The organism is Enterococcus sp. 2G9_DIV0600 (assembly GCF_002140615.1).
GTDB lineage: Bacteria > Bacillota > Bacilli > Lactobacillales > Enterococcaceae > Enterococcus_D > Enterococcus_D innesii.
The window spans coordinates 586,012-601,714 of record NZ_NGLL01000001.1 but is presented as its reverse complement, the minus strand read 5'-3'; the positions used below and the strand labels follow the sequence as shown (position 1 = coordinate 601,714).

The following is a 15,703-nucleotide window of genomic DNA, read 5'->3' as shown; positions in this document are numbered from 1 at the left end:
CCTTCCCCGCTGCTTCTCACAGCACATTTACCATTTCCTTATTTATAAATTGTTCTGTGCTTTTCATCATTGATTCCACTGTGTCGATAGAAATACGTATTGATCTGATCGCGCCATTCCACTGCTACGCGATACTGTTCAACCAATCTTTGTCGAACATTTTCAAAATCCTCTGTGCTTACTTCTGTGGCAAAACTTTCCCATCTTGCCATATAGGCTTCAACTTTTTCTACACCTTCAAAATGATTGTCATAAATATCTTGGATCAGTGTTTTACCATTGTGCAACTGGTGCGTATAAGGTACATGGTGGAACCATAACAATAAATGATCTGGACAAGTATCAATATGATTATAGTAATCCATGACGGCAGGTGCATACTGTGTAACAAATCCAGTACCTTCTATCGTACGATCGTTGCCAATCCCATTTCTATCTGCAAAATGATAGGTTCCCCACCGATCATATTCATAACCGTCAATATCCGGACCATAATGGTGATTCGGTCGACACATGAATCCAACACCATTTGGCGCTGTATACTGTTCATATGTTCTTCTAGAGCTGAGCAGAATATCAAGCAAATCAGATTGGCGTTCTTCCGATAAGTCAAAGGTAAGTCCAATCCATTCCTGAGCAATCTCTTCGCTGGATAAATCATTATCCCAAGTCAATCGCCCATAGGCATACAAATTACTCTGCATCAATTTATGACCTGTCCAATTGTTATCCATTCCTACAACACCAACAGCACAAATACCGGATTGTGTTGGATTTGGTGAATTTGTTTTGATTGCTTCTTTGACTACACTATGCGGATAGTCATATTGTGTATCAAAGTTTAACGCTTCTTTCCAGACAGGTGCTTGATAGTAAATTGCTTTTTGCTGACCAGTGTATTCTTGTGTAAGTTGAAATTCAATGATATGATTCGTATTTCTTAATGCCCCGAACAATGGTGAAATTGGTTCCCGAACTTGAAAATCCAAAGGGCCTAATTTGATTTGAAGGCTGACATTTTCGTCAAATTTCCCATCCAATGGCAAAAAGTGGTCATACGCTGCTCTAGCACGATCAATAGAACGGTCACGCCAATCTTGCTTGCAATCGTAGACAAAACAGCGCCAAATGCACATACCACCGTAAGGCTTTAAGGCTCTTGCCAACATATTCGCGCCATCGTCATGACCACGTCCATAAGCAAATGGACCTGGTTCCCCTTCGGAGTCAGCTTTCACTACGAATCCGCCAAAATCAGGGATAGCGCGATAGATGTTTCGACATATTCTCTGCCAGAATTGCTGTACATCTTCAGACAATGGATCAGCCGTATCAAGTCCACCTAGCTTCTTCGGAGAAGCAAAATTGATACTGAGAAATGTTTTGATGCCATATGAAGCAAAAATATCATTGATCATTTTGATTTCTGGTAGATTTTCTTCTAGAATAAGTCTGGTCTCTAATGCATGGACATTCACATTATTGATACTTAGCGCATTGATTCCAACCGAAGCGAGCAAACGCGCATAAGCGCGAACAAGTTGAAAATCTCTGCGAAATCGATTATTGCTAAAAAAAATAGATTCCCCAGCGTAGCCTCTTTCAATGGAACCATCCATATTGTCCCAATGATTGATCATACGTAACTGTTGACTTGGGCGCAACCTGCTTATTGCAGGTATTGATTGACCTAAAGCCAACTGTTGGTATAGCTTGAAAAAACCATAAAGTAACCCTTTAGTATCAGTACTTTGGATAATAAAGCCTTGATTTTTTCTTTCAATCTTTGTTTCTCCTGTGTGCTTTTCTGATGAATCGTCCAAGAGGAATTCCAAATTCCCTGAACCAGCAACTTGTTCCATTGAGGGAAACAGGATAGCGATTTCTTCAATGATTGTCTGAATAATTGCATCCTCTCCTTGAATTGAAAAGGTTTTCAATTCTTTGTTGTATACTTTTTTTGTTAGCCAAGCTGTGTCTCGCATCTTTTTCTCCTTTTATTCGTTTTATTATTTTAAATTAGTATAGCAAACTAACATACTTATTTAAAGCCTAAATTATCTTTTAATAATATCAAATAAGAAACGCACATATAATACACTTGAAAAAATCTATCTTCCCACACGAATGTCTTTCTAAGATAAAATATATTCAAAAAATCCTATTGTCTACACTTGCGTTCGGGGGAGTGTTTGGCTTTCTTCATCTACACCCTCAAGGTTGCCAACTTACCTTTTACTAGCATTGCTATTCCCAAAGCGCACTGAAAATCACTTTATATAATACATGCAAAATGCTTTTTCAATATATATTTAAAATCCATTCTCTTCAAACACTTGATTAATCCAATAACCAGATTTTTTGATTGTTCGTTTCCGATTGTTTTCCAAATCAACCTAAATAAAGCCATATCGATTCTTACATGCGTTTGTCCATGACCAATTATCCATGCATGACCACATATGGTAGCCAAAATAATTGGGGCTTTTTTGAATCGCTTGATACACATATCTCAAATTATCAGTAACAAATTCGCAGTGATTATCACATCCAACTGATGGAGGCTTCATTGTTGACGCCAGATGATTGCGGCATTTTTATCTCTCATACTGGAAAATCAAGAGAAACCATTGAACTAGCTCAAGTTGCCAAAAACAATGGTGCCAAAATTATCGTCATTACTAGCCATGCTGCTTCCCCTTTAGCCAAACTCGGCGACGTGGTTTTCATCTCTATTTCCGAAGAAACTGAGTTTCGCTCAGAGGCATTGGCATCCAGAATCGCTCAACTGAGCATCATGGATTCCCTCTATGTCATCTTAATGTTTATTAATCGAGACAAAGCGCAACAATCGATTGCCAAAATTCGGCGCTCCATTTCAAAAATCAAAGAACCCTGAGAAGGGAAGAAAAAAACTTAACATTTTTCTGTGTTTCGCTAAATCTTTTGTGAATCACAGTTGATATGCAAAAAAAACTTGTGCGTTTTTTCTGTACTCTTCTTTGGTTTCTTAACAACTTCTTCAGTTCTGAATCTCAAATGCGCTGAGCCTGCCAAAAATCTTGTCCCTTACTCTTGCTGATGGTCGCAAAAAAACCACATCACAAAGCTATCCGCTCTGTAATGTGGTTTTTTAAGACTCTTTTTTTTGGTAAATCAATAACGACTAGACACAATCTCTGCTCCAAAGGGCATCAACGCTAAGCGCGCCATTTTCAATGATTGCACCGCAAATGGAATGCCGATGATCGTGATGGCTAGAAGGATTGCGCTAGCTAAATGTCCTAAAGCCAGTGGTATACCAGAAAAAATCAACCATAAAATATTGAGAATCACGGACACGCCACCGCCACGGTAAACGATGTCTTTCCCAAATGGTGCTAATGACAAAGTCGCAAACTTAAAACATTGCAGACCAATGGGAATGCCGATGATGGTGATACACCATAAACACCCAGCCAAAAACCATGAGATCGCACCGATTAAGCCGCCAAAGACAAACCAAATCACGTTGCCTAAAAAATTCATCTGATTACCCTCCTTCTTTTTTAATGAAGACTGCTCCTGTTTTAGCAAAGAAAGCAGAGGACATCGTTAGCACTCAGACGTGCGCTATCGTCTGATGCTCCTTCCCCTGCGCGCTTCTCTTTTTTCTTAATACAAGCGAAATATGTTATTTTGTAAAATGCTTATTGCCCAGAATCAACGGTTGATTCGCTGCTATTGTTGGACTCATTTGAGTCATTTCCGAAGACACCGGTGATCGAAGACCAGATGCCGCTAAAGAAGCTCTTGATATTTTCCCAGAGGCCCTTAGAGGTTTCTTCGATTTGCTTGCGGGCTTCTGACAGATCCAATTCTTTGATGAAGTCATCGAAGATATTGTTGTCTCGCATGTCGCTCATCAAAGAGGTCAATTCAGAAATTTGATTTTCCGTAACGATTCCTTCCAGTCCGTTGTCTTTCAAGGCTTTTTCTACTGTCTCTTGAATATCGGCTTGGGTTAATTCCGTACCATCTGCGGTTTGAGCAGCCAAATCGGTTTTCGCTTGTTCTTGCGCTGCATTCAAAGCTTCATCGGAATAACCTTCTTTGTCTTTATTCTCTTCGGTGATCGTAGACAGTACATCCATCTCATCTTGAGCTACGGCTACTCGATTCTGATTGATGACACCGCCTGATTCTTCAACGATTTTGTATACCCCAGCTAAAGCTCCGGAACCGTCGATCGGTACGGCAGAAGCGACCGTTAGCTTCGCATCAGTGATCCCTGCCGTCAGCGCCGCATTTTGATACTGGGCTGCGGTGATGCGGGTAATGTTATCTGGTGTCGCGATATCGACAGTGATTCCTGCCCCGCTTTCTAGCGTCTGCATTCTGACCGAGCTATAGACCGCCCAATCTGCGGTAAAGCCACCATCGGGAATGTATTTCATCAAGTCAGTACCGTTTGTCGTATAAATCGGTGTTTCGCCTTGAATGCCCAGACGTTCAAGTGTGTAGTCTTCTTGTGCTTTCGTCAAGGCATTTCCGATCGCCACGGCATTGACTTGCAAACGATCTGAACTGCTGTCAGAGGTACTTGTTTGACTGTCGGTAGTGGCTGTCGTTGCGGTAGAACTGCTTGTTGCAGTGGAACTGCTCGTCGTTGAATTGGTTTCGTCAGCAAAAACTTGTGGTGCTGCTAATAAAACTTGGCTAGATACCAAGAGAGTCGCTAAAATCATCGCTGGTTTTCGAGTCTGTTTTTTCATCACTATATCCTCCAAGTGTTGATCTCTTTTTCAAGGATTTTTCCCTCTTACTGCTGTTATTGTACTATAGGTTTTCTTGCAAAGCCTACGTCTAGGGTCTGAAATGAAGAAAAACTTAGAACTCTGCTACTATTTAAAAAAAGTGTAACTTGGTTTTATCCTTGGTGCAGCAATACTTTAGGCGTTTTTCTTTTCATCAACTGTTTTTTTAGCAAACCCAACCGCATAGGATTTTAAACGGCTACCCACTTTCCTCAAGCCGAGAAAGACTCCCGTTAAAACTATCGTATAAAAGAACAATGGAAACCCTGCGAGTGAAGAAAAGATCAGCTGCCAGAGTAAACAAAAACCACCGAATCGTTTTGATTTGGTGGTTTTTTGCTGACTTTCTTATCCTAGCAAGATCATTGCGATCGCCGCCAAGGCGTTGTTAAGAAAATGCATGGCGATGGCTGTTTCTAGACGCTTAGTTTTAACATAAATCAACGCCATGATCAATCCCATAGCACCGTAAATCAGAAACTCGACCAGATTGGTGACGGAATGGATGATACTAAAAGCCGCCACACTTGAGATGATCCCGACTATCGGGTATTTCTTGAATAAAAGGCCAATGAATCCACCACGGAAAACGATCTCTTCCATGATTGGCGCCGCCACGGCAATCAATAGAAAGATCAAAAGCGGATTTTCGCCTGTAAACAGTTCCCCTAACACTGCATCATTGGCGGTCGCTTCTTGATCGGAAATATGCTGCAGATACATGGTACCACCAACAGCAATAACTCGTCCTAAAACAAAGCCACCGATGATCCATAACCAGTTGCGCTTCGTTGACCAGCCAAAGTCAAAGGTGGCAAGTCCTAGCTTCCGAGCCAAATACATCATCAGGCCAATGTTTGCCAAAAGCAAGGCAATCAATCCGTAGCTCATCATCGCAGGAATCCTCGGCTCTCCGGCTTCCAAATAATAGATTTTTACCACACTGAATACGGTCATCCCTACTTGACTAAGTAAGAATAAGCCAATCAAAACAAATAAGTTCTTTACTGCTTTCATGATCTCCTCCTTTTTTCTCATTGCATTTTGCAGGATTGGGTTACGACAAATCATGACACAGCTCATCACTTGGTTCCCCATATATCCAGAAGCAAGCCGCTATCGGCTTGTTTCTAATGATACTGAGTTTCTTCAGTATTTACAACAAATAAAAAATAAAAACAGTTATTTTGCGTATTTTATCCAATAAACCACGTTTTTTCTTTTGCTGCTCTCAAAAAAATATAAGTAATGTTTGAAAAAAGCGCTCTCTTATGCTACACTGTTCCTACTTTTGTTTGGCTGACGAACCGCTGCCCCAACCATGTTCGTTTGGACCAACTCGTTGCGAGTATTCGATTTCGAATGCTCTTTTTGTCGCGTTTGTCAAAAGAAAGTGAGTGAATCCAAATGATCCAAGTAGAACACCTCAGCAAGACCTTCCAAGTATCCAAGCGAAAAAGCGGCTTTCGCCAAGCAGCCAAAGCCTTTCTTTCTCGTGAAACCACCACCGTCCATGCGTTGCAAGACATCAGCTTTACCATCAATGAGGGCGAAATGGTTGGCTACATCGGGCCTAATGGTGCTGGAAAAAGTACCACCATCAAAATCATGTGTGGGATTTTGACCCCTGATCAAGGCGTTTGTCACATCAATGGTCGTACGCCTTGGCAAGAACGTATCCAACATGTCAAAGACATCGGCGTCGTCTTCGGTCAGCGCAGTCAACTTTGGTGGGATGTCCCCGTCAATGACAGCTTTGATTTGATCCGTGATATCTACAAAGTAGACGCTGCTAGCTATCAGCGCAACCTAGAAGAATTAGTCACCTTACTAGATTTAGGTGAGATCTTAAAAACCCCGGCTTGTTCCTTGAGTCTCGGTCAGCGTATGCGCTGTGAGATCGCCGCCTCCTTACTCCATGACCCCAAAATCTTATTTCTTGATGAACCCACCATCGGTTTAGATGCTGTATCAAAAATTGCTGTGCGTCAGTTCATCAAAAAAAGAAACCAAGAAAAAGGTACCACAGTCATCCTGACGACCCACGATATGCAAGATATCGAGGCGCTGACACAACGAATTCTGTTGATCGGCAAAGGGCAAATTTTGCTGGATGGTCGCCTCGATGAACTAAAGCATCGTTTTTCTGATGTCAAAACGCTGGAGATCGACTATCAAGGGAAGGAGCCCCTTCTGCCAGAAAACGTCCAGCTGCTTCAAAAAGACGTTGGTCGCCTGGTTCTGAAGCTTGATCCCAAAGAAGTGTCAGTCGCTCAGCTGCTCAGTCTGCTCAGCAATCAAGTCGAGATCACCGATTTGGCCGTTGCCAGTATCACCGCCGAAGAAATGGTCGCCAAGCTGTATCAGGAGTATCAAATATGAGGAAGTATCAGGCATTTTTCCGCATTCGCTTTATCAATACCTTGCAATACCGCTCGGCGGCGATTGCCGGGATGGCTACACAACTAGCTTGGGGCTTGATGGAAATTCTGGCATTCCACGCCTTTTACCAAGCAGATCCTAGTGCCTTTCCCATGACCTTTCAACAAACCGTCTCCTATGTTTGGCTCCAACAAGCCTTCTTATCCTTATTTATGTTGTGGTTCTTTGAGGCAGAAATTTTCGATACCATCACCACAGGGGCGATCGCCTACGAACTTGTGCGGCCGATGGATCTATACAATCGCTGGTTTTGCCAGTCGGCTGCCAATCGCTTAGCAAAAGCCCTCTTGCGTTGTGGACCAATTTTTGTGATTGCCTTTTTACTACCAGCCCCTTATCGCTTGATTCTGCCAACAAACGTCGCTGCCCTGTTCTTGTTTCTTTTGTCTATGGTGCTGAGTTTAGGTGTAGTGATCGCTATGTCGCAGCTGGTCTACATCTCAACTTTTTATACATTATCCTCCATCGGGGTGCGGATCGTCATCAGCTCCATCGGTGAATTTTTAGCTGGCGGGGTCATTCCTCTGCCTTTCTTTCCGCAGCCTTTTCGCCAATTCGTGGAACTATTGCCTTTTGCTTCCATGCAAAACGTCCCGCTGCGAATTTACAACGGGGATCTGACTGGCTTTGCGCTTGTTTCCGCATTGCTCTTACAAGCGTTTTGGCTCGTACTTTTGATCGTGATCGGAAAAATTTGGCTGCAGCAGGCACTCAAGCGTGTCGTTGTGCAAGGAGGTTAAGGAATATGGTTTATTGGCATTATTTTTGTATTCATATCAAAAGTCAGATGCAGTATAAAGTTTCCTTTATGTTAACTGCTTTGGGACAATTTCTAGGTTCCTTTACTGCTTTTTTAGGCATTTGGTTTATGTTTACCCGTTTTCATCAAGTGGATGGCTTTACCTTTGAGGAAGTCCTGCTTTCCTTTGCGACGGTTTTGTTTGCCTTTTCAATTGCGGAATGCTTCTTTCGCGGGTTCGATCTTTTTCCACAAATGATCAGTAATGGCGAGTTCGATCGGGCACTCGTGCGCCCCCGCTCCTTGATCTTTCAAGTCTTAGCTTCCAAAATGGAGTTCTCGCGTCTCGGTCGTTTTATTCAAGCCTTGCTGTTGTTTGCTTATGCGATTCCCAATAGTGGAATTGCTTGGCATTTTGGAAATGTCCTGACTCTTTTTCTAATGATCGTCTGTGGCGCCCTCTTTTTCGCCCTGTTGTTCTTAGTGTATGCCGCCATTTCCTTCTTTACGATCCAAGGACTTGAATTTATGAATATTTTTACCGATGGTGCCCGAGAATTTGGTCGCTACCCATTTAGTATCTACGGAAAACACGTCTTGCGTTTGTTGACCTACGTCGTGCCGATGGCTTGGTTTCAGTATTATCCGTTTTTGTATGTCATTGGTCGCGTAACTAATCCTTGGTGGATCTTATCGCCGTTGGTTTGTCTGCTCTTTGCCTTTCCCGCCTTCTTCTTTTGGCGAGTAGGTTTGAAGAATTATATTTCTACGGGTTCATAAATAAAAAGGAGCGCCTCTCTTTGAAACTAAGAGAATGCGCTCCTTTTTTATTCGGTTATTTCAAGTGAAAAACAGCTTCTCCTTGCTGAATATCGCCGTCAGTTCGCAGGCACTTCCCGCCTTGTTCCTCCATGAAGACAACGATCACCATGGTCTCTTTGCCCATTTCCTCAACTGCTGCTACATCCATTTCTGCCAGCAGCTCACCTGTCGTGACTGACTGGTTTTCTTGGACCGCGATCGTGAAGGGCTCCCCTGCTAACGCCACTGTTTCAATTCCCATATGGATCAAAAGGGAACGGCCATCCACCAACTCAACGGCTAAGGCATGCTGTGTTGGAAAAATCGTTCGAACCGTCCCGGCTGCTGGTGCATAGATTTTTCCGTGATGGTGAGAAACGGCAAATCCATTTCTCATCATTTTAGACGAAAATACCTCATCTGGTACTTCTTCGATCGGTAGCAGTCGGCCTGTTGCCGGTGCGCAAATTTCTATTTTTCTTTTAAAAAGCATCCGTAATTCCTCCTTAGATTGCCGACAGTGTTCTCTGACAGCTAGAATAGATAAGAAAAGCTACGAAGGGCAATAAACCAAAGATAAAGATGGCAGTATCGAGGGACAGCACCTGCGAAAGAAAGCCGCCAGCTAACGGCGAAAGAAACGATGCCGCACCAATGTACACACTGATCGATATCAGTTGTCCAGAAGAAAAAACAGCTGGCGGTGTAATAGCACTGATAATCATTCGACTGCCGATGGTAAATGCCGGTACAGTGAAAAACTGCAGAAAACTGGCTGCCAAAAGTAAGAATGGGCTACTAGCAAGCCAATAGACAAAAAATTGTAAGGTTAAAAATATGCCTGCAATCAAAATCAAGCGCTCATTTTTCCATTTAGCAATCATGCGATTCAGCAAAAGGTACGCTGGAATTTCACAAAAGGATTGGATCGACCATTTCAGACCAACAAATTCACTGCCTCTTTCCATTGTAATCAGCTTGTCGATAACGACCGTATTGTTCGCAACGATCGTCAAGTACAAGAGAAAGAACAGTCCCGTATAAACCAAAAAGCGTCGATCTTTGCATAACAGAAGAATGTCTGCCAGCGAGACACCGCTGTTTGTTGCTGTTCCTTGCTTTTGCGGTAAGGCGTTTTTCTCTGGGATCGTTCGTGAAAATGTATAATTGATAAGCAAAAAGAGGAGCAGCGGCAAACTAAACCAGCGATAATTATTGGAAAATAAAAAGAATGGCACGCAGACACTCATCATACTCCACCCTAAAGAGCCGTTTGCTTTGATTGAAGCAATTCTTTTTGAAGTACTGGACTCCGATAATACCCAGTTATCGAGCACCGTTGCTGTTGTATTGGCTAATCCACCCGCAATAGCCAATACCAGAAGATGGATCAGCCAGTGGTCTTTTCCTAACCAATAAAAACTAATGGAGAAGAAAACCAGAAAGATCATCAGAAGCATCGAAATACGTTTTAATCGTTTGCTCTTGTCCGAATAATAGCCGATCACTAACTGAAAAAGAATTGTCGTGATGCTGTAGGAGGCTAAAAACCAGCCTCTTTCAAGCGCATCATAGCCTTGCTCAGTTAAAAAAGGAACGATTTGTGTCATCAAAATCGCCATCGTTGCATATTGAACAAAATAGATTACTTGAAATTTGTGTTTGATTTCCATTCTTTGTTTATGATCGGCTGAAGGAAATTCCTACAGCCGATCCCTTTCCTTTTACCTGCTGGACCTATTTAAGTTCTGGCCAATATGGTTCGTTCGCCACAATCATTTCATCTAATATTTCTTTGGCGACTTTCGCACTTGGTACAGTTTTGTTCATAGTAAAGGACTGCCACAATTTTTGGTAAGACTCTTGTTCCCAAGCATCAACTGCCAATTTTTCAGATGCGATCTGCTGCTCCATCAATCCCTTTTGGAATGTTGGAATATCACCAATCGACAAGACTTCGTAGCCATCTTTTCCAACTAGACAAGGCAGTTCCACCATTGCATCATGGGCAAAGTTGGCAATTGCGCCGTTGTTTTCAACAATAAGAATCATGCGTTCTTTCGTATTAAAGGTTAGTGCGCAAGCAAGGTCTGTAATAAAGGACGCATGTTCGTTTGAGGCAAATGTTGTATCAACTGCTGTGTTGTTTGCAACGATTCGTCGGCATTCATCAAACACATACTTCTCTCGTCCGTCAATGATCTCATTGGCACGGGTATACTCTTTGTCCGCATGAGCCACCGTTTCATCAGCCATCAAATAATATTTCAGATAGGTATTCGATAAAAATTCTGGTTCAATTTCGTGCAGATCTTTAGCCGCCCACATCGTTTCCAACCAACTGCTTTCTTTATGCTGGCCTTTTTGTGTTTGTTCGGTGTAGCCGTACTTTTGAACATGCGCACTGATTTGAGGCATCAAGTCATTGCCGTCATGGTCTTTGATGCTGGTCCACCAGCCAAAATGATTCAAGCCGAAATAGCTCGTCTCAAATTCTTTTCGATCCTTCAACCCAATCACTCGCGCCATGATATCTTCCAAACAAACTGGCATATCACAAATATTGATGATTCTTGAATTTGGTCGGAATCTTCTGGTGGCTTCGGCAACGACTGCTGCTGGGTTAGAATAGTTCAAAAGCCAGGCATCTGGCGAGTATTTTTCCATGTAGTCGACTAGTTCTAAGATCGGTCCAATCGAGCGCAGGCCATAAGCTAAACCACCAGGTCCGCAGGTCTCTTGTCCGACAACATTATGCCTGAAAGGAATTTTCTCATCTTGTTCCCGCATAGCATATTTGCCGACACGAAGCTGTGCCATTACGATATCGACATCCGTAAAAGCTTCCTTTGGATCGGTTGAATAATCGAACTGTACTTCTGGCGCTCGCTCGGCAATAATGATCGCACAAGCTTTTGCTACGGTTTCTTGTCGCTTTTCATCGTTGTCATAAAATTTGATTTTTCTAACTGGAAAGCGCTCTTGACTTTCTAATAACATCATAACTAGCGATGGTGTATAGGTACTTCCGCCACCTGCAATTAAAATTGAACTTTTTTTCTTACTCATGGTACTTGTTCCTCCTTGTGATTCTGTTTTATTCGGCCATTAGTTCTTCGAATGATTCTCTAACCGTTGGTACCGTTAATCCTACAATGATTTGAATGCCGCCATTTCCAGGGTTGACCAATCCTGAGGCACCTGCTTCTTGAAACTGCGTACTATCTGCAACTTTGTCGGCATCCTTAACAGTCAAACGCAGCCGTGTCGCACAATTCGTTACATCAATGACATTGTCTTTCCCACCTACCAAGTGCATATAGGCCTGTGCTTGCCGCACATGTTTTGGTAATTTTTCTTCTTGCTTTTTGTTGTCATAATCTGCTTTTGTATACAACTGCATTGCTGCAGTATCATCCTCACGTCCAGGCGTTTTTAAGTTGAACTTCTTGATCATAAAGGAGAACACAAAATACCAGATAGCGGTAAAAATCAGCCCGATAATGATTTGGGTAATATAAGTTGAACTGTGAAATTTCCACAAGGGCAGCCAATTTAGACCTAACCAGTTGATCAATCCGCCGCCAAAGTCCCCGACAACCCCGAAAGCATAGGAGATTGTGGCGATCGAAGCATCCAGTAAAGCATGAACGAACCATAATGCTGGTGCAACAAACAAGAAAGTAAACTCGATTGGTTCAGTGATTCCGGTCAAAATAGCCGTCAATGCTGCCGGTGCAATCAATGCGATCACTTTTTTCTTTTTATCAGGCCGAGCCGCTTGGATCATCGCTAAACTCAGACCTGCCGTTCCAAAGACTTTCGACATTCCTGATAGTGAGAAACCGCCAAACGGATAGAGTTCTTTCAGCGAAAATGCAGTAGTTTGGAACTCGCCAATGTGGGAGGCCCAATAAACGGCCATTCCCCCTTCGACAACCGCACTGTCATAGGCAAACGGTGCATAAACAAAGTGATGCAAGCCTGTTGGAATCAGTATTTTTTGCAAGAACTGATAAATAAAGACACCGAAGTTTCCTGATTCAATGAAAAAGCCTTGCATGCTTCTCATTCCCTCTTGGATAACTGGCCAGACAAAACACATGAGTACTGCCAAAGGAACCATGGCAAAAAAGGAAATCATGGTTACAAAGACTGATCCGCTGAAATTCGACAGCATTTCTGGCAATTCTTTTTCATAGAAGCGATTGTGGAGATAGACAACGATTCCCGAAATCAGCAAGCCGCCCATCATGCCGGTATCTAGGGTGATGATTCCTGCAATCGAGGTCAACCCAGAACCAGCAGTTGCCCCTTGAGCTAAATCTACCGCAAATGATTCTGGCCACAAAGTTAAAATTGCATTTACAAAATAATTAAAAGCGATATAAGTAACGAGTGCCTCCATCGTAGCGCGGGCGGCGTATTTTTTAGCTAGACTGATCGGCAGCCCTACTACAAATAAAAGCGGTAATTGGAAGAATGGCGTCCAGCCTCCTGCTGCGATCACATTCCAAAATTTGAACCAGAGGGTATTTGGTGCTGCGATATCCCCCATAATCGTCTGATTCGAAAATAGCAGAGAAAAGCCGATAACGATCCCAAAAAAGGAAAACAGCATGACCGGTGCCAGCATCGCTCCGCCGAACCTTTGAATTTTTTTCATCATAGTTTTTCGTCCTTCACGTTTTTTAGTTAAGCGCTTTACTGATTCTCATTTTACTATTAAAATGATGCTATGAAACCCTTTTCCGTTGTTTAAAAGTTTCTCACATTTGAAAGGTTTTTTTCACATAAAATGTGAATTGTCACACATTATCAATGGAGAGATAAAATGAGGAGATAGCCTATGCTGCAAGACCGTATCACTACCTACCAGTCAAGATTAACCGAGAATGACTTTTTGATCTGGTCCTACATCACAACTCACAAAAAGCACTGCTTGGCAATGTCCATCAATGATTTAGCCAAGGAGTGCATCGTTTCTAGGACGACGATTATGCGCTTTTGTCAAAAAATCGGCTTTGATGGCTTTTCAGAATTCAAATACCATTTAAAGAACGAGGTACAACAAGAAAATGCCCTACTCTCTGAGATTGAAGGCGAAATTCTAGACAATCATATTCAAACGATTGAAAATTTAAAAAAGAAAGATTTTACAGCATTGTGCAAGATGATGGCTCATGCCAAACGAATCTTTGTCTATGGTTCAGGGGACATTCAAAACCTTGTTTCCAATTATATGAAACTCTTATTTTTGCCTAATGGACTACTTGTCTACGATTTTGGTGCGATCTCAGTCAATGAACAATTTTATCGCATCATCGAGCCAGATGATTTAGTGATTTTGATTACTTTAAACGGTGAGTCACCCACCGTTGTCAAACTAGCAAAGCAACTGAAACAACGCAATATCAACACGATCGGGATCACGAAGCTGAGAAACTCAACGGTTTCTAAACTCTGTTCTGAAACGATTTTCTTTTTAAATCCAGAGATCCAGTCAACCGAAAATGCGATCGCTCCCTTTGAAACAACCGCCACACTTTTCTTTGTGATCGAGTACTTATTGTTAAAATATGATGCTTGGCAAAAACAAGCCGCAAGCGTCTCAGAGCCATAAAAGTTCTCTTGATTTTCCTTCATTCATTTAACTTACAGTATTTTGAAAGACGCTTGAATAAGCCATTTTCAGCCAATTTCTGCTAGGAAAAGCCGCCAATCTCTGGTAAGATAAATAAAAACGTAAAAGAGGACCAGTTATGGAATATTTAGCGATTTTACTTGTTTTCTTTCTATTGAATGTAGTGATACTTGTACTTGGATTGAAGAAGAAACGAATCATGCTGCTTTTTCTGTCACTCTCTGGTTTATTGTTGGTTTGCTTGATTGCCATTTCTTACGTTTTCTTCTATTCAAATACACTTTAAGTCGGCAAAATAATACTCATTTTTTGATTTGCATCCACAAGCATTGACTCCTCGCCAACGTCTGGCCTATAGAAATTGTCAAATATAAACAAAAAAACCAGAATTCCGGATAGGAGTTCTGGTTTTTTTTAAATACAGTACTGATAAAAATCATTCAATAGCCTTGCATAAACAAGCGTTGATAATCAGATATTAAAAGACGCATCTATGTGTAGATGAGGCTCACATTTCTTACCATTATTGATCAACAAAGATTTAAGAATGACCACCCCTTCTCTTAACTAGCCGAACTTAGGTCTCATCAAGAGAATTGTTCCTGAAAAAATTTTTTCTGCCAAGAATCTTTAGACAAGTGTCTTTCTTCTTAGAATTTGTGGAATTTCGTTCAACTCGCTAATTTGTTCATCCGCCTCTGATTGATCAATATAAAATGACTGTTTTAAAGCTATGGTATAAATTTCTGCTGCTTTTGCGGCTTTAATCCCCACCACTGAGTCTTCTATCGCAAAAAAATAAGAACACGCGAGCGCTTGCATTTGTTTCAGATAAATTTCTGGATGAGGCTTGCTTTTTCTCAGGGATTCCCCACTACTAACGCAATCAAAATATTTTTCAAGATTACACTGAGAAAGCATGTTTTCTATCTCTCGCAATGGTGAGGACGAAGCCAATCCAATCTTTACTCGTTCTTTTTTTAATTCTCTGAGTAAAGGTTCTGCCTCTTTTCGCAAAACTTGCTGGAAATTGATGGGATAATCTTTTTGATACTTTTTGTACAATAAATACAACTTGCTTCGCAACGCTTGATCATTAGGAACTAAAGTTTCCCAGATTCCTTTTTCCGTCTTTCCGACATACTCTTCCATGTTTATGGATCCTGGTGCGATCTTGATCTTTTGAAAGAAATCCATTCTTCTTTTGAAATAAAACTCTTCACTATCAATCAAAACACCATCCATATCAAAAATAATTCCGGTAGTCATCCTATTGCACTC

14 protein-coding genes and 2 pseudogenes are annotated in these 15,703 nt (G+C 41.8%); 5 read left to right on the top strand and 11 right to left on the bottom strand.

Annotated elements, in window-relative coordinates; translation table 11 throughout:
- Positions 1 to 38: 38 nt before the first annotated feature.
- Positions 39 to 1,985, bottom strand: a complete 1,947-nt coding sequence (locus A5870_RS02890; protein ID WP_086291736.1) for an alpha-glucuronidase — start codon at positions 1,983 to 1,985, stop codon at positions 39 to 41.
- 327 nt (positions 1,986 to 2,312) lie between these two features.
- A pseudogene (locus tag A5870_RS02885) lies at positions 2,313 to 2,546 on the bottom strand (family 1 glycosylhydrolase); the annotation flags it as partial.
- On the opposite strand from A5870_RS02885, the pseudogene A5870_RS02880 reads away from it, so the two are divergent.
- Positions 2,537 to 2,899: pseudogene (locus A5870_RS02880) on the top strand (MurR/RpiR family transcriptional regulator); the annotation flags it as partial. The pseudogenes A5870_RS02885 and A5870_RS02880 overlap by 10 nt on opposite strands.
- A gap of 257 nt (positions 2,900 to 3,156) precedes the next feature.
- Here A5870_RS02880 and A5870_RS02875 read toward each other — a convergent pair.
- From A5870_RS02875 to A5870_RS02865, 3 genes are all read right to left on the bottom strand, one after another.
- A complete protein-coding gene (locus A5870_RS02875; protein ID WP_086291735.1) occupies positions 3,157 to 3,528 on the bottom strand; it encodes a YccF domain-containing protein in 372 nt (123 codons plus the stop codon).
- Positions 3,529 to 3,689: 161 nt separating this feature from the next.
- The gene (locus A5870_RS02870; protein WP_081117899.1) at positions 3,690 to 4,754 is read right to left on the bottom strand and encodes a DUF1002 domain-containing protein; all 1,065 of its coding nucleotides are present in this window, start codon (positions 4,752 to 4,754) and stop codon (positions 3,690 to 3,692) included.
- Positions 4,755 to 5,144: 390 nt separating this feature from the next.
- A complete protein-coding gene (locus A5870_RS02865) occupies positions 5,145 to 5,813 on the bottom strand; it encodes a CPBP family intramembrane glutamic endopeptidase (RefSeq protein ID WP_086291734.1) in 669 nt (222 codons plus the stop codon).
- 390 nt (positions 5,814 to 6,203) lie between these two features.
- Between A5870_RS02865 and A5870_RS02855 the strand changes: the two genes are divergently transcribed.
- The 3 genes from A5870_RS02855 to A5870_RS02845 are packed head-to-tail and all read left to right on the top strand — an operon-like array spanning position 6,204 to position 8,757.
- A complete protein-coding gene (locus A5870_RS02855) occupies positions 6,204 to 7,178 on the top strand; it encodes an ABC transporter ATP-binding protein (protein WP_086291733.1) in 975 nt (324 codons plus the stop codon).
- On the top strand, positions 7,175 to 7,978 hold the full coding sequence (locus tag A5870_RS02850) for an ABC transporter permease (RefSeq protein ID WP_086291732.1): 804 nt from the start codon (positions 7,175 to 7,177) through the stop codon (positions 7,976 to 7,978). Before A5870_RS02855 ends, A5870_RS02850 begins: the two co-directional genes overlap by 4 nt.
- A 5-nt stretch (positions 7,979 to 7,983) precedes the next feature.
- On the top strand, positions 7,984 to 8,757 hold the full coding sequence (locus A5870_RS02845) for an ABC transporter permease (RefSeq protein ID WP_086291731.1): 774 nt from the start codon (positions 7,984 to 7,986) through the stop codon (positions 8,755 to 8,757).
- Positions 8,758 to 8,812: 55 nt separating this feature from the next.
- Here the strand turns inward: A5870_RS02845 and A5870_RS02840 are convergent, their stop codons facing one another.
- The 4 genes from A5870_RS02840 to A5870_RS02825 form a co-directional block, all read right to left on the bottom strand.
- Positions 8,813 to 9,271 carry a PTS sugar transporter subunit IIA gene (locus tag A5870_RS02840; protein WP_086291730.1) on the bottom strand — a complete coding sequence of 153 codons (459 nt, stop codon included), beginning with the start codon at positions 9,269 to 9,271 and terminating at the stop codon, positions 8,813 to 8,815.
- 13 nt (positions 9,272 to 9,284) lie between these two features.
- A complete protein-coding gene (locus tag A5870_RS02835) occupies positions 9,285 to 10,451 on the bottom strand; it encodes an MFS transporter (RefSeq protein ID WP_010749958.1) in 1,167 nt (388 codons plus the stop codon).
- Between the two features lie 64 nt (positions 10,452 to 10,515).
- Entirely contained in the window at positions 10,516 to 11,847 is a 1,332-nt protein-coding gene (locus A5870_RS02830; protein ID WP_086291729.1) for a 6-phospho-alpha-glucosidase, read from the bottom strand.
- Positions 11,848 to 11,875: 28 nt separating this feature from the next.
- The gene (locus A5870_RS02825; RefSeq protein WP_086291728.1) at positions 11,876 to 13,447 is read right to left on the bottom strand and encodes an alpha-glucoside-specific PTS transporter subunit IIBC; all 1,572 of its coding nucleotides are present in this window, start codon (positions 13,445 to 13,447) and stop codon (positions 11,876 to 11,878) included.
- Positions 13,448 to 13,627: 180 nt separating this feature from the next.
- Here A5870_RS02825 and A5870_RS02820 point away from each other — a divergent pair, with 180 nt between their 5' ends.
- Positions 13,628 to 14,401 (top strand): MurR/RpiR family transcriptional regulator, encoded by a 774-nt coding sequence (locus A5870_RS02820; protein ID WP_010749961.1) that lies wholly within the window; start codon positions 13,628 to 13,630, stop codon positions 14,399 to 14,401.
- A 27-nt stretch (positions 14,402 to 14,428) separates the two neighbouring features.
- Here A5870_RS02820 and A5870_RS17235 read toward each other — a convergent pair whose 3' ends face one another.
- Positions 14,429 to 14,674, bottom strand: coding sequence for a hypothetical protein (locus A5870_RS17235; RefSeq protein ID WP_016608418.1), 246 nt, complete (start codon positions 14,672 to 14,674; stop codon positions 14,429 to 14,431).
- A gap of 378 nt (positions 14,675 to 15,052) precedes the next feature.
- On the bottom strand, positions 15,053 to 15,691 hold the full coding sequence (locus tag A5870_RS02815) for an HAD family hydrolase (protein ID WP_086291727.1): 639 nt from the start codon (positions 15,689 to 15,691) through the stop codon (positions 15,053 to 15,055).
- Positions 15,692 to 15,703: the final 12 nt, after the last annotated feature.

Excerpts from the sequence above, each read along its gene's own strand:
- A5870_RS02840 (WP_086291730.1), bottom strand. The coding sequence starts at position 9,271 with ATGCTTTTTAAAAGAAAAATAGAAATTTGCGCACCGGCAACAGGCCGA.
- A5870_RS02870 (WP_081117899.1), bottom strand. The coding sequence starts at position 4,754 with ATGAAAAAACAGACTCGAAAACCAGCGATGATTTTAGCGACTCTCTTG.
- A5870_RS02845 (WP_086291731.1), top strand. The coding sequence starts at position 7,984 with ATGGTTTATTGGCATTATTTTTGTATTCATATCAAAAGTCAGATGCAG.
- A5870_RS02850 (WP_086291732.1), top strand. The coding sequence starts at position 7,175 with ATGAGGAAGTATCAGGCATTTTTCCGCATTCGCTTTATCAATACCTTG.
- A5870_RS02830 (WP_086291729.1), bottom strand. The coding sequence starts at position 11,847 with ATGAGTAAGAAAAAAAGTTCAATTTTAATTGCAGGTGGCGGAAGTACC.
- A5870_RS02835 (WP_010749958.1), bottom strand. The coding sequence starts at position 10,451 with ATGGAAATCAAACACAAATTTCAAGTAATCTATTTTGTTCAATATGCA.
- A5870_RS02855 (WP_086291733.1), top strand. The coding sequence starts at position 6,204 with ATGATCCAAGTAGAACACCTCAGCAAGACCTTCCAAGTATCCAAGCGA.
- A5870_RS02815 (WP_086291727.1), bottom strand. The coding sequence starts at position 15,691 with ATGACTACCGGAATTATTTTTGATATGGATGGTGTTTTGATTGATAGT.
- A5870_RS02875 (WP_086291735.1), bottom strand. The coding sequence starts at position 3,528 with ATGAATTTTTTAGGCAACGTGATTTGGTTTGTCTTTGGCGGCTTAATC.
- A5870_RS02825 (WP_086291728.1), bottom strand. The coding sequence starts at position 13,447 with ATGATGAAAAAAATTCAAAGGTTCGGCGGAGCGATGCTGGCACCGGTC.
- A5870_RS02890 (WP_086291736.1), bottom strand. The coding sequence starts at position 1,985 with ATGCGAGACACAGCTTGGCTAACAAAAAAAGTATACAACAAAGAATTG.
- A5870_RS17235 (WP_016608418.1), bottom strand. The coding sequence starts at position 14,674 with ATGGCAATCAAGCAAACCAACAATAAACCAGAGAGTGACAGAAAAAGC.
- A5870_RS02820 (WP_010749961.1), top strand. The coding sequence starts at position 13,628 with ATGCTGCAAGACCGTATCACTACCTACCAGTCAAGATTAACCGAGAAT.
- A5870_RS02865 (WP_086291734.1), bottom strand. The coding sequence starts at position 5,813 with ATGAAAGCAGTAAAGAACTTATTTGTTTTGATTGGCTTATTCTTACTT.